At 34.7% G+C, this 14,642-nt stretch carries 14 protein-coding genes; 1 reads left to right on the plus strand and 13 read right to left on the minus strand.

From position 1 onward, the window contains the following. Positions 1–128 precede the first annotated feature (128 nt). The gene (gene pyrR, locus ACZ42G_RS08510; RefSeq protein WP_013788185.1) at positions 129–662 is read right to left on the minus strand and encodes a bifunctional pyr operon transcriptional regulator/uracil phosphoribosyltransferase PyrR; all 534 of its coding nucleotides are present in this window, start codon (positions 660–662) and stop codon (positions 129–131) included. A gap of 245 nt (positions 663–907) precedes the next feature. On the opposite strand from pyrR, the gene ACZ42G_RS08515 reads away from it, so the two are divergent. After that, on the plus strand, positions 908–1,885 hold the full coding sequence (locus tag ACZ42G_RS08515) for an AIR synthase family protein (protein ID WP_274892854.1): 978 nt from the start codon (positions 908–910) through the stop codon (positions 1,883–1,885). On the opposite strand, the gene ACZ42G_RS08520 is transcribed toward ACZ42G_RS08515, so the two are convergent. The 12 genes from ACZ42G_RS08520 to ACZ42G_RS08575 all read right to left on the minus strand — a co-directional run bounded on the left by ACZ42G_RS08520 (position 1,880) and on the right by ACZ42G_RS08575 (position 14,574). After that, positions 1,880–2,521, minus strand: coding sequence for an MBL fold metallo-hydrolase (locus ACZ42G_RS08520; RefSeq protein ID WP_274892855.1), 642 nt, complete (start codon positions 2,519–2,521; stop codon positions 1,880–1,882). The genes ACZ42G_RS08515 and ACZ42G_RS08520 overlap by 6 nt on opposite strands. Before the next feature lie 12 nt (positions 2,522–2,533). After that, positions 2,534–2,983, minus strand: a complete 450-nt coding sequence (gene dtd / locus ACZ42G_RS08525; protein ID WP_085112052.1) for a D-aminoacyl-tRNA deacylase — start codon at positions 2,981–2,983, stop codon at positions 2,534–2,536. 43 nt (positions 2,984–3,026) lie between these two features. After that, positions 3,027–5,183: a RelA/SpoT family protein gene (locus ACZ42G_RS08530; RefSeq protein ID WP_274892856.1), complete on the minus strand. Its 2,157-nt coding sequence runs from the start codon at positions 5,181–5,183 to the stop codon at positions 3,027–3,029. 31 nt (positions 5,184–5,214) lie between these two features. Next, on the minus strand, positions 5,215–5,736 hold the full coding sequence (locus tag ACZ42G_RS08535; RefSeq protein ID WP_274892857.1) for an adenine phosphoribosyltransferase: 522 nt from the start codon (positions 5,734–5,736) through the stop codon (positions 5,215–5,217). After that, complete coding sequence (gene recJ / locus ACZ42G_RS08540; RefSeq protein ID WP_274892858.1) at positions 5,733–8,189, minus strand: single-stranded-DNA-specific exonuclease RecJ; 2,457 nt, start codon at positions 8,187–8,189, stop codon at positions 5,733–5,735. Before recJ ends, ACZ42G_RS08535 begins: the two co-directional genes overlap by 4 nt. 26 nt (positions 8,190–8,215) lie before the next feature. Then, positions 8,216–9,886 carry a 2-polyprenylphenol 6-hydroxylase gene (gene ubiB, locus ACZ42G_RS08545; protein ID WP_085112056.1) on the minus strand — a complete coding sequence of 557 codons (1,671 nt, stop codon included), beginning with the start codon at positions 9,884–9,886 and terminating at the stop codon, positions 8,216–8,218. 65 nt (positions 9,887–9,951) lie between these two features. Further along, positions 9,952–10,263 carry a phasin family protein gene (locus ACZ42G_RS08550; RefSeq protein WP_085112057.1) on the minus strand — a complete coding sequence of 104 codons (312 nt, stop codon included), beginning with the start codon at positions 10,261–10,263 and terminating at the stop codon, positions 9,952–9,954. A gap of 14 nt (positions 10,264–10,277) precedes the next feature. Next, the gene (gene secF / locus ACZ42G_RS08555) at positions 10,278–11,216 is read right to left on the minus strand and encodes a protein translocase subunit SecF (protein ID WP_464850081.1); all 939 of its coding nucleotides are present in this window, start codon (positions 11,214–11,216) and stop codon (positions 10,278–10,280) included. Positions 11,217–11,229: 13 nt separating this feature from the next. Beyond that, positions 11,230–12,465: a protein translocase subunit SecD gene (secD, locus tag ACZ42G_RS08560; RefSeq protein ID WP_464850083.1), complete on the minus strand. Its 1,236-nt coding sequence runs from the start codon at positions 12,463–12,465 to the stop codon at positions 11,230–11,232. Positions 12,466–12,547: 82 nt separating this feature from the next. Continuing rightward, the gene (gene scfB / locus ACZ42G_RS08565) at positions 12,548–13,927 is read right to left on the minus strand and encodes a thioether cross-link-forming SCIFF peptide maturase (protein ID WP_464850084.1); all 1,380 of its coding nucleotides are present in this window, start codon (positions 13,925–13,927) and stop codon (positions 12,548–12,550) included. A 62-nt stretch (positions 13,928–13,989) separates the two neighbouring features. Continuing rightward, complete coding sequence (gene scfA, locus ACZ42G_RS08570) at positions 13,990–14,127, minus strand: six-cysteine ranthipeptide SCIFF (protein ID WP_013298036.1); 138 nt, start codon at positions 14,125–14,127, stop codon at positions 13,990–13,992. Between the two features lie 54 nt (positions 14,128–14,181). Next, positions 14,182–14,574, minus strand: coding sequence for a TIGR04086 family membrane protein (locus ACZ42G_RS08575; protein WP_274892862.1), 393 nt, complete (start codon positions 14,572–14,574; stop codon positions 14,182–14,184). Positions 14,575–14,642: the final 68 nt, after the last annotated feature.

Below are 14,642 nucleotides of genomic sequence, written 5' to 3' on the forward strand. Positions count from 1 at the left end.
TATAAGATTTTTGAATATTTTTTGAATCTTATGAATTCTAAAATAACCATAAAAAATCTCCCTTTCTTTCTAAAGTGGGAGAACCGCAATTCTCCCTTATCAGTCTCGCTGGACTAATTTAAAGGTTGTTATTCTATTATTACAACTTTGTTTGCATTATCAATTTCCTCAAGCATGACACTTACAATTTCGCTCTTTGATGTAGGCACATTTTTCCCCACATAATCAGGTCGTATGGGAAGTTCCCTATGTCCCCTATCAATGAGTTCTGCCAACTGTATTGACTTAGGTCTCCCTAAATCTATAACAGCATCCATAGCAGCCCTTACAGTTCTTCCTGTATATATTACATCATCTACCAAAACAACAATTTTCCCAACTACATTTACTCCTATGTCCTTTTTTTTGACAATTGGCTGCTCTAATTTCGTAGTTAAATCATCTCTATATAAAGTAATATCCAGTGAACCTATAGGAGGTCTTACACCTTCGATGCGTTCAATATACTTAGCAAGTCTATTTGCAAGAGGCACACCTCTACGCATTATGCCAACTAATACAATATCTTCGATGCCTTTATTCTTTTCTACAATCTCATGTGAAATTCGAATTAAAGCTCTGTCAATTGCTTTTTCGTCCATTATCTCAGCTTTATAATTCAAATCTTATACCTCCATAAAAAAACTTCTTGATAAAGCAAGAAGTCAATATCTGTTTTAACTCCTTGCCAGCCTCACAGGACCAGTTAAAGGATGCATAATCTTCTTTTTTAATATGATATCACAATATTTTATATTTGTCTATAAGTTTTTAGATTATTTTTTACTGAAATACTTTGATGTGGAACATAAAAATTATTTATGCTAATATAGATTATATACAAAAATTTTCAAAGGATGTGCTTACTATGAAAGAAGGAAAAGTGCCAACAGACATTTTATCAAAACTCGTATACACCAACTTAGGCGTAAAGCGAAACGAAGTAGCTGTACATGCAGGTATAGGAGAAGATTGCAGCGTTATTGAATTTGACCAGTATGCGGCTGTTTTGTCTACAGATCCCATAACTGCCTCAAATAACTTAAGCGGATACTTATCTGTAATTATTTCATGCAATGATATTGCATCATGTGGTGCAAAACCCATAGGCGTGCTTGAAACCATTTTGCTGCCAATAGGTTCTGATGAAGAATCATTGAACAAAATCGTGCAGGAAATAGATAGAGGAGCCAAAGAGCTTAACATTGAGGTTCTCGGCGGTCATAGCGAAGTCACATCTTCCGTAAATAAACCAGTAATATCGACTACTGCCATCGGTGTATGTAGCAAAGACAAATTCATTAAAACAAGCGGCGCTAAATTAAATGATGACGTAATAGTTACCAAATCAGTAGGTATTGAAGGAACCTTCATAATCGCCAACGATTACTATGAAAAGCTATCAAATCATATTTCTGAATCTGTTTTAGACAGCGCGAAAAGCTTTATTAAAGATTTAAGTGTAGTAAAAGAGGGTTTAATTGCGGCTGAATGTGGCGTAAATTGTATGCATGATATTACCGAAGGCGGGATATTAGGCGCAGCCTTTGAAATCGCAGAAGCATCAAATGTGGGAATTGAAATTTTCAGTGATTTAATTCCTGTAAGGAATGAGACTATGATTATCTGTGATTACTTTAACTTAGATCCATTTAAGCTTATCTCAAGCGGCTCGATGATTATTACGTCATCAAATGGCAAAAAAATAGTAGATGAATTGAAAAAGCAAAATATCGATGCAACAATAGTCGGTAAGATTACAAAAAACGGAAAATATCTTATAGATGGCAATAAAAAAATAGAAATAAATCCGCCGACTTCTGATGAGATATATAAGATTTTATGAAAAGCGTACAAATGGGTTTTTAAGCTTTTCGTCCTTAATTGTGGTGATATCACCATGCCCCGGAAAAACTAAAGTCGTATCAGGTAGTATAAACAATTTATTTTTAATTGAATTTATTATTTCATTGAAATCGCCACCTGGAAAGTCAGTTCGACCTACAGATTCCTTAAAAAGCGTATCTCCCGTAAAACAGGCATCATCGATTTTATAGCATACTCCACCAGGTGTATGTCCAGGAGTATGAATAGTTGTTATAAAAATACCTTCTCCAAACGATAAAGTGTCACCATCCCTTAACAAAATATCAGCATCTTGTGATATTATTTTTTCAAAGCCAAGCTCAGACAAATTCATCGCTGGATTTTTAAGCATTGCTGCATCATCGATAGAAATGCAAACTTTTGCTCCAAATTTGTCTCTAAAGTAATCGACACCCCCAATATGATCAAAATGCCCATGAGTTATCAAAATATACTTCAGTCTAAAATCATTATCTATCAAATAATCTTCCACTTCAGATGCAAAATCGCCAGGATCTACCATTACACATTCATGACTACCCTTTGCAGATACTATATAACAGTTAGCTTGCAAAGGCCCTACTGAAAATTTTTTAATATCTAAATCGTCTCTCATATTCCACTCACCTTAAAAGATCTTTTTTGAATCTAAAAGTATCGTTACTGGTCCATCATTTATCAAAGAAACCTGCATCATAGCTCCAAATTTTCCTGTCTTAACATGAAGTCCCGTTTTACTTAATTCATTGCACAATCTATCAAAAAGGTACAGCGCTTTTTCTGATTTGGCAGCATTCATATAATTAGGTCTCCTACCTTTTCTTGCATCGCCAAGAAGCGTAAACTGTGACACTAATAAGATTTCACCGCCAACATCAATTATAGAAAGGTTCATCTTACCTTCTTCGTCATCAAAAATCCTTAAATTGGCGATTTTATCGGATATATATTCTACATCCTCCAAGCCATCATCATTTGAAACACCCACCAAGACTACAAGTCCTTTGTTAATTTCTCCTACTATATTGTCGTCAACTGTTACGTTTCCTTGCAAAACTCTTTGAACAACAGCCCTCATATTTTAATACCTCCAATGCTGCATTTTTCGTCATGAGTAAATTTCATGCACTTATTCTGTATACATCCGTCACACCATCAAGAGCTTTTAATTTATTCATAATTTTTTCAAGCTGCTCTTTCGATGTAATCTCTAACGTCAAATTAATTATTGCAATATTGTCCCTTGTTGTTCTTGCATTTACAGCTCTTACAGAAATTTTTATATCAGCTAATATACTGGTGACATCTGTCAGTAATCCATACCTATCAATAGCCATAATCTGAATATCTGCTTGATACGCCATGTTTTTGCCTTGATCCCACTCAACTTCTATAATTCTATTTTTATCGTAAACATAATCTTTTATATTTGGACAATCCTTTCTGTGTATTGAAACTCCACGGCCTTTTGTGACATATCCTACTATTTCATCACCAGGGACAGGAGAACAACATTTCGAAAATCTAACCATGACATTGTCTTCGCCTTTTACAATGACACCCATTCCGCCAATCTTTTGCTTTTTCTTTGCTTCCAGTACAGTTGGAATTTGTTTTTTGGACTCACTTTCTACTTGCTTTAACTCTTCCTTTATGCGAGGTATTATCTGATTTAATGCAAGCCCGCCAAATCCAATTGTTGCATACAAATCTTCTTCAGAATGCATGTTTAGCTTTTTTAGAACAGATTCCATTATATCGCTTTTTAATTGGGATTGTTGTATCCCTTGTCTTTTTAACTCCCTGTAAAATATCTCCTGTCCTCGTTCGATATTTTCTTCTCTTTTTTCCTTTTTAAACCACTGCCGTATTTTATTTTTTGCTTGTGAGCTTTTTACAATCTGAAGCCAGTCTCTGCTGGGACCTCTGTCAGCATTGGTTGTCGTGAGAATCTCAACTATATCACCATTTTTAAGCTCATAATCTATTGGAACGATCTTTCCATTTACTTTAGCGCCATTTAATCTGTGGCCTATTTCGGTATGAATGCTATATGCAAAATCAATAGGCGTAGAACCGGCTGGGAGACTTATGACATCACCTTTAGGAGTAAAAACGTAAACCTCATCTGTAAACAGATCTATTTTTAAGGTCTCCATGAATTCCTTAGCATCTTTTAACTCTCTTTGCCACTCCAAAAGCTGCCGCAACCAGGAAAGCTTAGCGTCAAACTCATCTTCGTAAGATTTGCCCTCTTTATACTTCCAGTGAGCTGCAATTCCATATTCTGCTGTCCTGTGCATGTCCCAAGTTCGAATTTGTATTTCAAATGGTTCACCTTTCGGCCCAATTACAGTAGTGTGGAGAGACTGGTACATATTTGGCTTTGGCATAGCAATATAATCTTTAAATCTGCCAGGCATTGGCTTCCACAATGTATGAACAACGCCTAATGTCCCATAACAATCTTTTACAGTATTGACAATTACTCTGACAGCCATTAAGTCGTAAATCTGCTCAAAAGTCTTGTTTTGCTGCTTCATTTTTTTATAAATACTGTAAAAATGTTTAGGTCTTCCATCAACATCAGCCTTTATTCCGATTTCATTCAATTTTTCTTTTAACTTTTCAATGAGTTCCTTTATGGATTCTTCTCTCTCTTTCCTCTTCTTTGCAACCTTTTCAACAAGACTGTAATATTCATCAGGATGAAGGTATCTCAATGATAAATCCTCCAACTCCCACTTTATCATTGACATACCTAATCTATGGGCAATAGGAGCGTATATTTCCAATGTTTCTTGTGCTTTCTCCTTTTGCTTCTCTTCGCTTAAAAATTTAAGAGTACGCATATTGTGAAGGCGATCAGCGAGCTTTATCATTATAACTCGTATATCTTTAGCCATTGCAATGAGCATTTTCCTCATATTTTCAGCCTGCTGTTCTACTTTCGATTTGTATTCTATCATGCCAAGCTTCGTCACGCCATCTACTAAATCAGCAATTTCCTGCCCAAATTCATTTTTTATATCTTCATAAGAAATAGATGTATCTTCTATTACATCATGAAGAAGTCCACTGGCAATAGTAGATACATCAAGTTCCAGATCAGCAAGAATCATTGCAACTTCTACAGGGTGAACAATATACGGTTCTCCTGAATTTCTGTATTGTCCTTCATGAGCTTTTAGCGCATAATCATAAGCTTTTAATATTAAATTAATATCATCTTCAGATTGATCGTATTTTTTTACTCTCTCAATAATTTTTTCAATCATTATTAATGATCACCTTTTTAAAACCGACATTTTAAAACTTTATCAATGAAATGACATCATAACCTTCTAACTTTTTACGTCCATTTAAAAAAGTCAATTCTGTCAAAAACAATATACAATCGACAATACCGCCCAATTCTTCAATTAACTTTGCTGCAGCATATATTGTACCGCCAGTTGCCAATAAATCATCGACAATAATAACTCTCTGCCCTTTGCTAATAGCGTCTTTGTGTATCTCCAATGAATCCACGCCGTACTCAAGCTCGTATTGATAATTGACTGTTTCAGCAGGTAACTTCCCAGGTTTCCTAACAGGCACAAATCCCAATCCCATTTTATATGCCAATGGTGCTCCAAACAAAAAGCCTCTGGCCTCTGGACCTGCAATCAAATCAGCATTTCTATCTTTTATAGCATCAGCTAACATGTCTATTGAAAACACAAACGCATCTTTATCCTTTAAAACAGGTGTTATGTCTTTAAAACCAATTCCTTCTTTCGGAAAATCCGGTATCTCCCTTATAAGTGATTTAACATCTTCTAATGTCATGCTGTTTCCTCCTTAACATTCTTTTTCAATATTTGAAAAGCAAATTTTATAAAACTTTTTTCCGCCATATACAGTTTTTGTAATAGCTGGTGATCTTTAATATTCACTTTTGAATCGACACAATTTCTCCTTAACACAAAAATATTATCACTTTCTTCTATATTAATCAATCCATTGTCTTTAAGAATTTTTAAACATATCATTGACTTTATGGAATTCAAATTAAAATAATCGTAAATTTGATCTTTTAATATCAACGTATCCGAATTTTCTTTCATGCTTACAAATATTTTAGCAAAATCACTCCTTCTGGGTACAATATTGTAGATATCATTTAAACTGCTTTTTAAGTCTTCCTTTCCAAACAAAAGGTGTACAATACTTTCTCTGCTGTTTGCTAATATATTATAAAACATTTTTGAATCGAATGGTATATCGTAAAAAACTATATTTTTAAATTTAGAAGGCAAATGCATAATTTCATCAGCATTAATGCACCACAAAACTACATTCTTTGCATCGACAATTTTATTGCTTAACTTAAAATCACAATAGTTGCAAGCGTTAAGATAATTAATAAGCTCTTTTATATGGTATCGAGTGTTTATTATGACTGCTGTACTATCGTCACTTTTAAACAATTTTGAAACATAAGATCTTTTATCATCGATATTTCGCATATCAATAAAATTATAGCTTTCTAATCCTTGAAAATCATCATAATTAAAGCTCATTAAAGTATTGTATAAATTTCTGAAAAATAATACATTTTTCTCTTTCACTAAAATATCTTTTGCTATTATCTCAAGCTTTTTCTCTCCATTCCACTCATTTATTTTGATAAAGCCTGCAATATCTAAAACATCTCCTATGCTAATCTTGTCAAATTCGCAAGCTCTATTGAATAAAACGACATTGTACATAACATCATTTTTCTCAGCCATTATTCGAATGTGTTTGTTATCTCCAAAGAGGGAAATTTGTTTTACGACCAAATTTTTAATCGCATACATTGGCATAGGATTTCCACTGCCAAAAGGCTCTAACAAACTTATTTGATTTGCTCCATCACAATCCAATACATCATCAATAGAAGTTTCTATCTCGATTATCGGCATCATATCAAAAGAAGTTAATTTTGTATTGGCATATTCATTGAGTTTAAGTCTAAAATCATCTATTTGACCGCTATCTATAGTCAAGCCTGCAGCCATTTCATGTCCTCCAAAGTTAATCAAACAGTCACCAGCATATTTTATTGCCTCGTATATATTAAATCCTTTTATGCTTCTTCCCGAACCCTTGCAAAAACCATCACTGACACTTATTAAAATGGACGGTCTATGATATCTTTCTGTTATCCTTGAAGAAACTATCCCAATTACACCCGGATGCCAATTTTCGCTATAAAGAACAATAAACTTTTCTTTTTCTAAGTCCACATTGTTTTCAACTTGCATAATAGCTTCTTCTAATATCTTTTTCTCGATTTCTTGTCTTTTCGCATTCTCACTATTTAAATAAGCTGCTATTCTGTCAGCTTCTATAGTATCATCTGTTACCAGCAAATTTACACACAATACGGCGCTTTCTAATCTTCCTGCAGCATTTAGCCTTGGAGCCAATATGAACCCAACATGGTACGTATCTATATCTCTTTCATTAAGGCCGGCAGAATCTATTAAAGCCCTTAATCCTTTATTCTTTGTATTTCTCATCATCTTTAATCCTTCTTTTACGATCACACGATTCTCTCCAGTAAGCGGTACTATATCTGCCACCGTACCTAAAGCCACTACATCAAGGAATTCCAATGCTTCATCCCCTAAGAGTGCCAAACAAAGCTTAAAAGTAACTCCAACTCCTGCTAATTCTCTATATGGATATGTACAATCTTTAATATGTGGATTTACGATACAATTAGCTTCTGGCAGTATATCCGGAACTTGATGATGGTCTGTAATAATAACATCAAGGCCCAGTTTTCGTGCATATTGTACTTCCTTTAATGACGCTATCCCACAATCAACGGTTATAATAAGCTTCGTTCCGGAATCGCACAATGCTTTAACAGCATCCATATTTATTCCATAACCTTCCAACAGGCGATCTGGTATATAAAAATCTACATTTGCACCAAGCCTTCTTAAAGCCGTATATAAAATTGAAGTGCTGGTTATACCATCCACATCGTAATCACCATATATCGTTATTTTGTCATTTAACCCGATATGATATTTTATGATCGAAACCGCTTTTTCTATTCCTTCCAATAAATAAGGATTATTAAGCGCGTTTAATGTTGGGTTTAAATATTCATAAACTTTTTCCAAATCATCATATCCTCTATTGACAATTGTCTGTGCGACATAAGTTTTTAAATTAAACTTATTTGCAATTTCATCAACAAGTTTATCATTTTTAGTCTTTTTTGATACCCAGTTGTAGACCATCTCATTCCGTCACCTCACAAAACACATTATTTTCGCTTTTTTTCTATAAAAAGTATGTAATAGACAATCGCCATACATAATATGAACGATATTAAGTAGCCAACTAAGCCCACTGCATTGTAACCATATACTTTGTACCCACCATTTAGAGACATTATAAGTGATGAACCTATTATAAGCGACGCAGCTATAATGCTTATGATCATTTTATTTATCATTGAATTAAGGTCGTACTTCATCTTTTCAGTCTCTTCAATGTCCAATTTTACTCTTACATTGTCTTTTAATATCTTTGAAATTATCCCCTGAAGCTTTGATGGAAACTTCTTTAAATGAACGTATATCTTATGAAGGTCTTTTGCATTTTCACTCAGCGTTTTGGCAAAATTGAAATTGTTTATGTATATCTTTTTTACAAAATCTTTCGCAATATCAGATATGCTGAAGTCAGGGTCTAATTCTTTTCCAACTCCTTCAATGGTCGCCAATGATTTAAGTAACAGCGTAAACTCTGCAGGCATGATCAATTTGTACTTGTAGATGATTGAAGTTATCTTTTTAGCAGAATCATTGATATTTATATTTTTAAGCGGAGTATTGTAAAAATAGCTGATGATCCCGCTAAGATCGTACTTCAAATGCCTTATATTTACGCCATCTCTTATGGCATCCATGTCTGTTAAAATCGAAACAACTTCATCTGTATCATTGTCGACAAAAGCCTTAAAAAGCTCTACTATCATTTCCCGGTTTGACCTGTCTATATATCCTACAATGCCAAAATCTATGTATGACAGCTTTCCATCTCTTCTTATGAGGATATTGCCTGGATGGGGATCTCCATGAAAAAATCCATAGACGAATATCTGCATGAATATAGACATAGCACCGTTGTATGCTATCTTCTTTAAATCAAATCCACTATCACGCAATTTTTCTTTGTTTTTAACGCTGATTCCGTCAATGTACTCCATTGTTAAAACTTTTTTTGTCGTGTATTCCCAATATATTTTTGGTATGTAGACATACGACTCATTAATAAAGTTTTCTCTAAACTTATCTGCGTTATTGCCTTCTAAAGTATAGTCCAATTCATTTAGAAGTGACTCTGACAACTCATTTACCACATCCAAAAAATCAACAGGTGAGTCAGTAAGGCGCTCATTCAAAATTTTTGCAATCGTCTTTAAGATGATAATATCAGCCGTTATTTTTTCATATACGCCTGGCCTTTGGACTTTAACCACGACGTCATTTCCTTCCCTCGTAACCGCTTTGTAAACTTGCCCAATGGATGCAGACGCTATTGGTTCTTTATCAAAAGTCAAGAATAAATTAGAAATTTTATCTCCCAATTCATCTTCGACGATTTGGCGCATTGTATCAAACTCTACGGGCGGAACATCATCTTGAAGCTTTGATAACTCATTAATCACATCATGCGGAAGCAAATCAGGTCTTGTGCTTAATAACTGCCCCATCTTCACAAATGTAGGCCCTAACTCCTCTAAAGTAATTCGAATCCTTTCAGATAAAGCAATAGGCAAATCATTCTTACGTATATAAACAAACGGTATGCTCTTTTTCTTTGACAATACTTCGCTTATAAAGCCAAAGCCATTTTTTGTGAGTATTTTTAGTATTTCCCTATACCTTTTTATATACTTTCTCGTTGAAAAAATACTGAACAGATTCATTTCCACACCTCAATAAAAATATAGCGGCAATATACTTAAAAGTATTATGCCACTAATTAAGAAATTTACATATTCTGATTGTTCTGAATAAGCTGATCTAATTTGCTTTCCAGTTCAGCTATCCGCGCCAACAAAAGATTGTATTCTTCTCTCGTCACTAAATTTGCTTCCTTAGCCAATTGCTGAATATTCTCATAAGCTTTTTCTTTAATGACCTGCTTCTGTTTGTTTACAGAATTCAATGCACTATTTATGAAGTTGTTTTTATCTTCTGCAGTGAGTTCGCCCCGCTTTACAAGCTCTTGAGCGATCTCCTCTATCTTATCTTTTGTCAGTGAAACAGCACCAAGCCCTGCAAGAAACATCTCCTTAAGCATGTAATCACCTCCTATCATGCTTTTTGAGGTCTATTTCCTATCTTGTTTCCAACACTATTTTTTCCTTCTTTATCCTTAAATATAACCCAAAGTGGGCTTGCAATAAAAATTGAAGAATACGCACCACTTGTGATACCAATTAACAATGGTAAAGCAAAATCTTTTATAGATGAAGGGCCAAAGAAGTACATAAGTATAAGCATAAGTAAAACTGTCATGACAGTATTTATCGACCGGGTCATCGTCTCGTTTACGCTGACATTTGCTATCTCTTTATAGCTGGCCTTTCTCATCAACTTAATGTTATCTCTTATCCTATCAAATATGACAATCGTATCATTTATAGAATAACCAAAAACCGTAAGTATAGCAGCCACAAAAGGTGTGTCTACAACAATTCTAAGCAACGCGTAAGCCGAAATCATTATTAATATATCATGTATCAAAGCTAAAACAGCAGCAGCACCCATCTCAAAGTTAAACCTGAAGCCAATGTAAATAAGCATAAGAAGTGCAGCTACGGCAGATGCTAAAATCGTTCCAAACTGCATCTCTTTACCTATTGATGCGCTGACATTCTGTGATGACACAAGGTCTTTAACAGTGAGTTTGTACTTAGATTCTATAGCATTTATAACGGCAGTCCTCGTCTTATCGTCAAGACTTGGAGTCGTTATTGAAACATGTGTGTTATTGGGACCAATAGCTTTTACCTGTGAATCTTTAACGCCATTGCTTTTTAAAATACTTGTAATTTCATTATTCATAGCAATCGTCACAGGTTTATGCATATTGAATTCAACTACAGTACCGCCTGTAAAGTCAAGCCCCCAATTTAAGCCCATTGTAAACAAAGCAATAAGCCCTGCCAATATTATTATGCCGGATATAGTAAACCAAACTTTGGTTTTACCTATGACGTCAATATTCCACTTAATGTTATTCCATCTCATAGTTTTCGCCTCCTTATGCACCGTATACTCTGATATTCTTAGTGAATTCTGTTTCAACAATCGACTTAAGTAAGAACCTTGAAACAGTTATTGCAGTAAACATACTTGAGATAACACCGATTATAAGCGTCAATGCAAACCCTTTTACAGTTCCTGCACCCATGAAGAACAAGACAAATGCAGCAATAAGTGTTGTGATGTTTGAATCAAATACTGCCACAAATGCTTTTCTGAATCCGGCATCTAAGGAAGCTCTTATAGATTTTCCTGCTCTCATCTCTTCTTTCATTCTTTCAAAAATGATTATATTAGCGTCAACCGCCATACCTATTGACAAAAGCATACCAGCAATGCCAGGCAAGTCCAACGTAACATGCAACAATGCGTATACGATAAAGTTTATTAAAATGTATATACCAAGAGCTATATCTGCTATCAATCCAGGCAGCCTATAGAAAGCTATCATAAACAATAAAACTATTAAGAGTCCATACATACCCGCTTCTTCACTGGCTTTTAATGCACTTGGTCCTAATGTAGCACCAACAGAGCTGTATTCAACCTGTTTCAGCGTCACCGGAAGTGCTCCACCTCTTATAAGGTTTGCCAAATTTTTTGCTTCGTTAAAATCTTTCATTCCATTTATAACCGCTTTGCCATCAGGAATCTGCTCTTGTACTACTGGCGCAGATATTGTCTTGTCGTCAAGAACTATTGCTATTTGCTTGCCTACAAACTTCGCTGTCGCATCTGCAAAAGCTTTCGCACCCTTGCTGTTTAAATCAAGTGTAACAACTGGCTCCTGTACACCGGCCTGAGTCGTTTGATAAACTGCTTTTGAGTCTTTAACATCCGCACCTGTCAATATAACTTTGCCATCAGGCCCTATAAATTTAAGCTGTGCTGTCTGTCCTAAGTAAGAAATAACTTGATCAGGATCGTTAACACCCGGAATCTCTATCCTTATCCTATTGGATCCTTGTTGAACTATAAGCGGTTGTGATACGCCTAAAGCATCTACTCTGTTTCTTATTATAGAGATCGCCCTTGTCATAGCGTCCTGTGAAACATTCCCTTGTGCCTGTTCCAAGACGTAGACACCACCTCTTAAGTCAAGTCCCAGCCTTATACTGTCTTGAACTGGCTTAATCGAATAATTTCCGGCATTTACACCATAAAAAGCAACATACGCTACTATTATGGCAAGCACGATTACTGATAAAAATTTTGCCAATCCTCTCGATTTCATCATTATCCCCTTTCTTTTGTTCGCTACGTTTTATTATATTACTTTTATTGTAAACGGTCAATTATCAAATTACCATGGCTTACTATTTTTCGTAAATATCATTTTCTTTTAACATTTCATAAGCTTTGATTGCTATAGCACACTCAAATCTCTTTTTTTGCATCTCACAAGATAGTTCGTATGGTTTATTTATGTCCCCATTTATATTATAATTGTTGGCAAAGCATCCACCGCTGCAGTAAAATCTTGCCCAACATTTACTACATTCTTCTCTTTTATATATATCGCTTTCCATGAATTTCTCTTGTAGCTCTTTGTTTTCAATTCCTGTGTCAACACTACCTAATTTAAAAGATTCATTCCCCACAAACTGATGGCATGGGTATATTTCACCATCAGGAGTTACAGCCGCATATTCAAACCCGGCACCACAACCCTGAAGCCTTTTTTTGATGCAAGGACCATTATCTAAACTTATTTTAAAATGATAGAATGAAAAAGGTCTGCCATCCTCAATTCTCTCTACATACTTTTCTGCAAGCTTGTCATACTCTCTTAAAATCTTTTCTAAATGTTCTTGCTTTAATGTGTAATCTGTATCTTCTTTTTCAACTACAGGTTCTACTGAGATCTCCTTTATTCCCATATCGGCTAAATGCAGTACATCTTTGGAAAAATCAAGATTTTTAGCTGTAAAGGTTCCTCTTACGTAATGCTCTTTATCGCCTCTTTTTAAAACAAAGTTTTTAATTTTAGGGAAAATCACATCGTATGAACCACTGCCATCAATCCTTTTTCTCATGGCATCATTTATCTCTTTTCTGCCATCGAGGCTTAATACGACGTTAGAGAAATTCTCATTTATGTATGTGGCTTTCTCTTCATCTAATAATACACCATTCGTAGTTATAGTGTATTTAATAGTCTTTCCATATTTTTTTGCTTCTTCTCTTCCGTAATCAACCAATTTTTTTACAACATCAAAGTTTAAAAGCGGCTCTCCTCCAAAAAAATCCACTTCTACGATCTTCCTGTTTCCTGAATTTTTGATTAAAAAATCTATAGCTTTTTTGCCTACTTCGTACGGCATCAACTTCCTGCCGCCCTTAAAATCGCCAGTTGACGCAAAACAGTAACTACATCTTAAATTGCAATCATGTGCCACATTAAGGCAAATAGCTTTTATCACAGAATCTTTTCTGCTTACATCTATATCCTTGTACACATCTTCGGAATAAAGAAGACCTTTTTGACGGAGAGACTCTATTTCATCGTACGCTTCTTTAATATTCGATTCAGCGTATTTATCTTTTAATAGATCACATATCGTATCAAAATCATTATCTAAATATAAATCCAACAATTCATAAGTTAAATCATCCACAACGTGTATTGCTCCGCTGACAGGATCTAATACGATATTCATTCCTAATTGTCTAAATTTATGTATTATGCTATGCATCTTAACCTCCTATACATTTTAAATGGCAGTAACATATCATTACTGCCACTTGCCTATGTAAATTAATTTTGGCACTCCTGATTTGCAACAGTGCACGAAGTCTTGCAAGCAGATTGACATGATGCCTGACATTCTCCACAACCAGGTTTTTTCAGGCTATCTTTCAATGATGTTCTGTTGATTGTTACAATATGTCTCATTTTCATACCTCCTCTTCCTTTTTGATTATAACATATAATTCACGACAATAAAAGCTATAGATTTATGCCTATCATGCCACCTATAGCACCTAAAACAATTCCCCAAATAAGCTTTAAAGCTATTCCAGCATTTATTCCAGCTTCTTTTACAAAATAAACTCCCAAAAACAGCATAAGGAGAACATAGAGAAGACCTGCCAAGCCACCGTTTAACCAACCTTTGCTTTTTGTATTGCGGGCAGCTATAGCACCAGATAAAACTATGCCAATTATTGTTATAAGCATTGTAAGCGTAGGAAGCGTCAATTCTGAAAGCGGTGTATATGTCAATACCAACGCATAAATTATAAAAAATAGAAGCGTAATTATATAGCTTATTAGCAATCCAACTATTATACCAGGTATATTTAATACCTTGTCGTTGTAATTTTGAGTTTTGCTTTTCATTAAAGCACCTCCCTTTTTTCATCAGTAAATTTTATGCTTGTAAAAAAGACAATATTACATCTTATTAA

It is taken from the genome of Thermoanaerobacterium calidifontis (genome assembly GCF_055381745.1).

Bases quoted from the DNA above. Each gene is read 5' to 3' on its own strand.
- ACZ42G_RS08515 (WP_274892854.1), top strand. From the start codon at position 908: ATGAAAGAAGGAAAAGTGCCAACAGACATTTTATCAAAACTCGTATAC.
- ACZ42G_RS08520 (WP_274892855.1), bottom strand. From the start codon at position 2,521: ATGAGAGACGATTTAGATATTAAAAAATTTTCAGTAGGGCCTTTGCAA.
- dtd (WP_085112052.1), bottom strand. From the start codon at position 2,983: ATGAGGGCTGTTGTTCAAAGAGTTTTGCAAGGAAACGTAACAGTTGAC.
- ACZ42G_RS08530 (WP_274892856.1), bottom strand. From the start codon at position 5,183: ATGATTGAAAAAATTATTGAGAGAGTAAAAAAATACGATCAATCTGAA.
- ACZ42G_RS08535 (WP_274892857.1), bottom strand. From the start codon at position 5,736: ATGACATTAGAAGATGTTAAATCACTTATAAGGGAGATACCGGATTTT.
- recJ (WP_274892858.1), bottom strand. From the start codon at position 8,189: ATGGTCTACAACTGGGTATCAAAAAAGACTAAAAATGATAAACTTGTT.
- ubiB (WP_085112056.1), bottom strand. From the start codon at position 9,886: ATGAATCTGTTCAGTATTTTTTCAACGAGAAAGTATATAAAAAGGTAT.
- ACZ42G_RS08550 (WP_085112057.1), bottom strand. From the start codon at position 10,263: ATGCTTAAGGAGATGTTTCTTGCAGGGCTTGGTGCTGTTTCACTGACA.
- secF (WP_464850081.1), bottom strand. From the start codon at position 11,216: ATGAGATGGAATAACATTAAGTGGAATATTGACGTCATAGGTAAAACC.
- secD (WP_464850083.1), bottom strand. From the start codon at position 12,465: ATGAAATCGAGAGGATTGGCAAAATTTTTATCAGTAATCGTGCTTGCC.
- scfB (WP_464850084.1), bottom strand. From the start codon at position 13,927: ATGCATAGCATAATACATAAATTTAGACAATTAGGAATGAATATCGTA.
- scfA (WP_013298036.1), bottom strand. From the start codon at position 14,127: ATGAGACATATTGTAACAATCAACAGAACATCATTGAAAGATAGCCTG.
- ACZ42G_RS08575 (WP_274892862.1), bottom strand. From the start codon at position 14,574: ATGAAAAGCAAAACTCAAAATTACAACGACAAGGTATTAAATATACCT.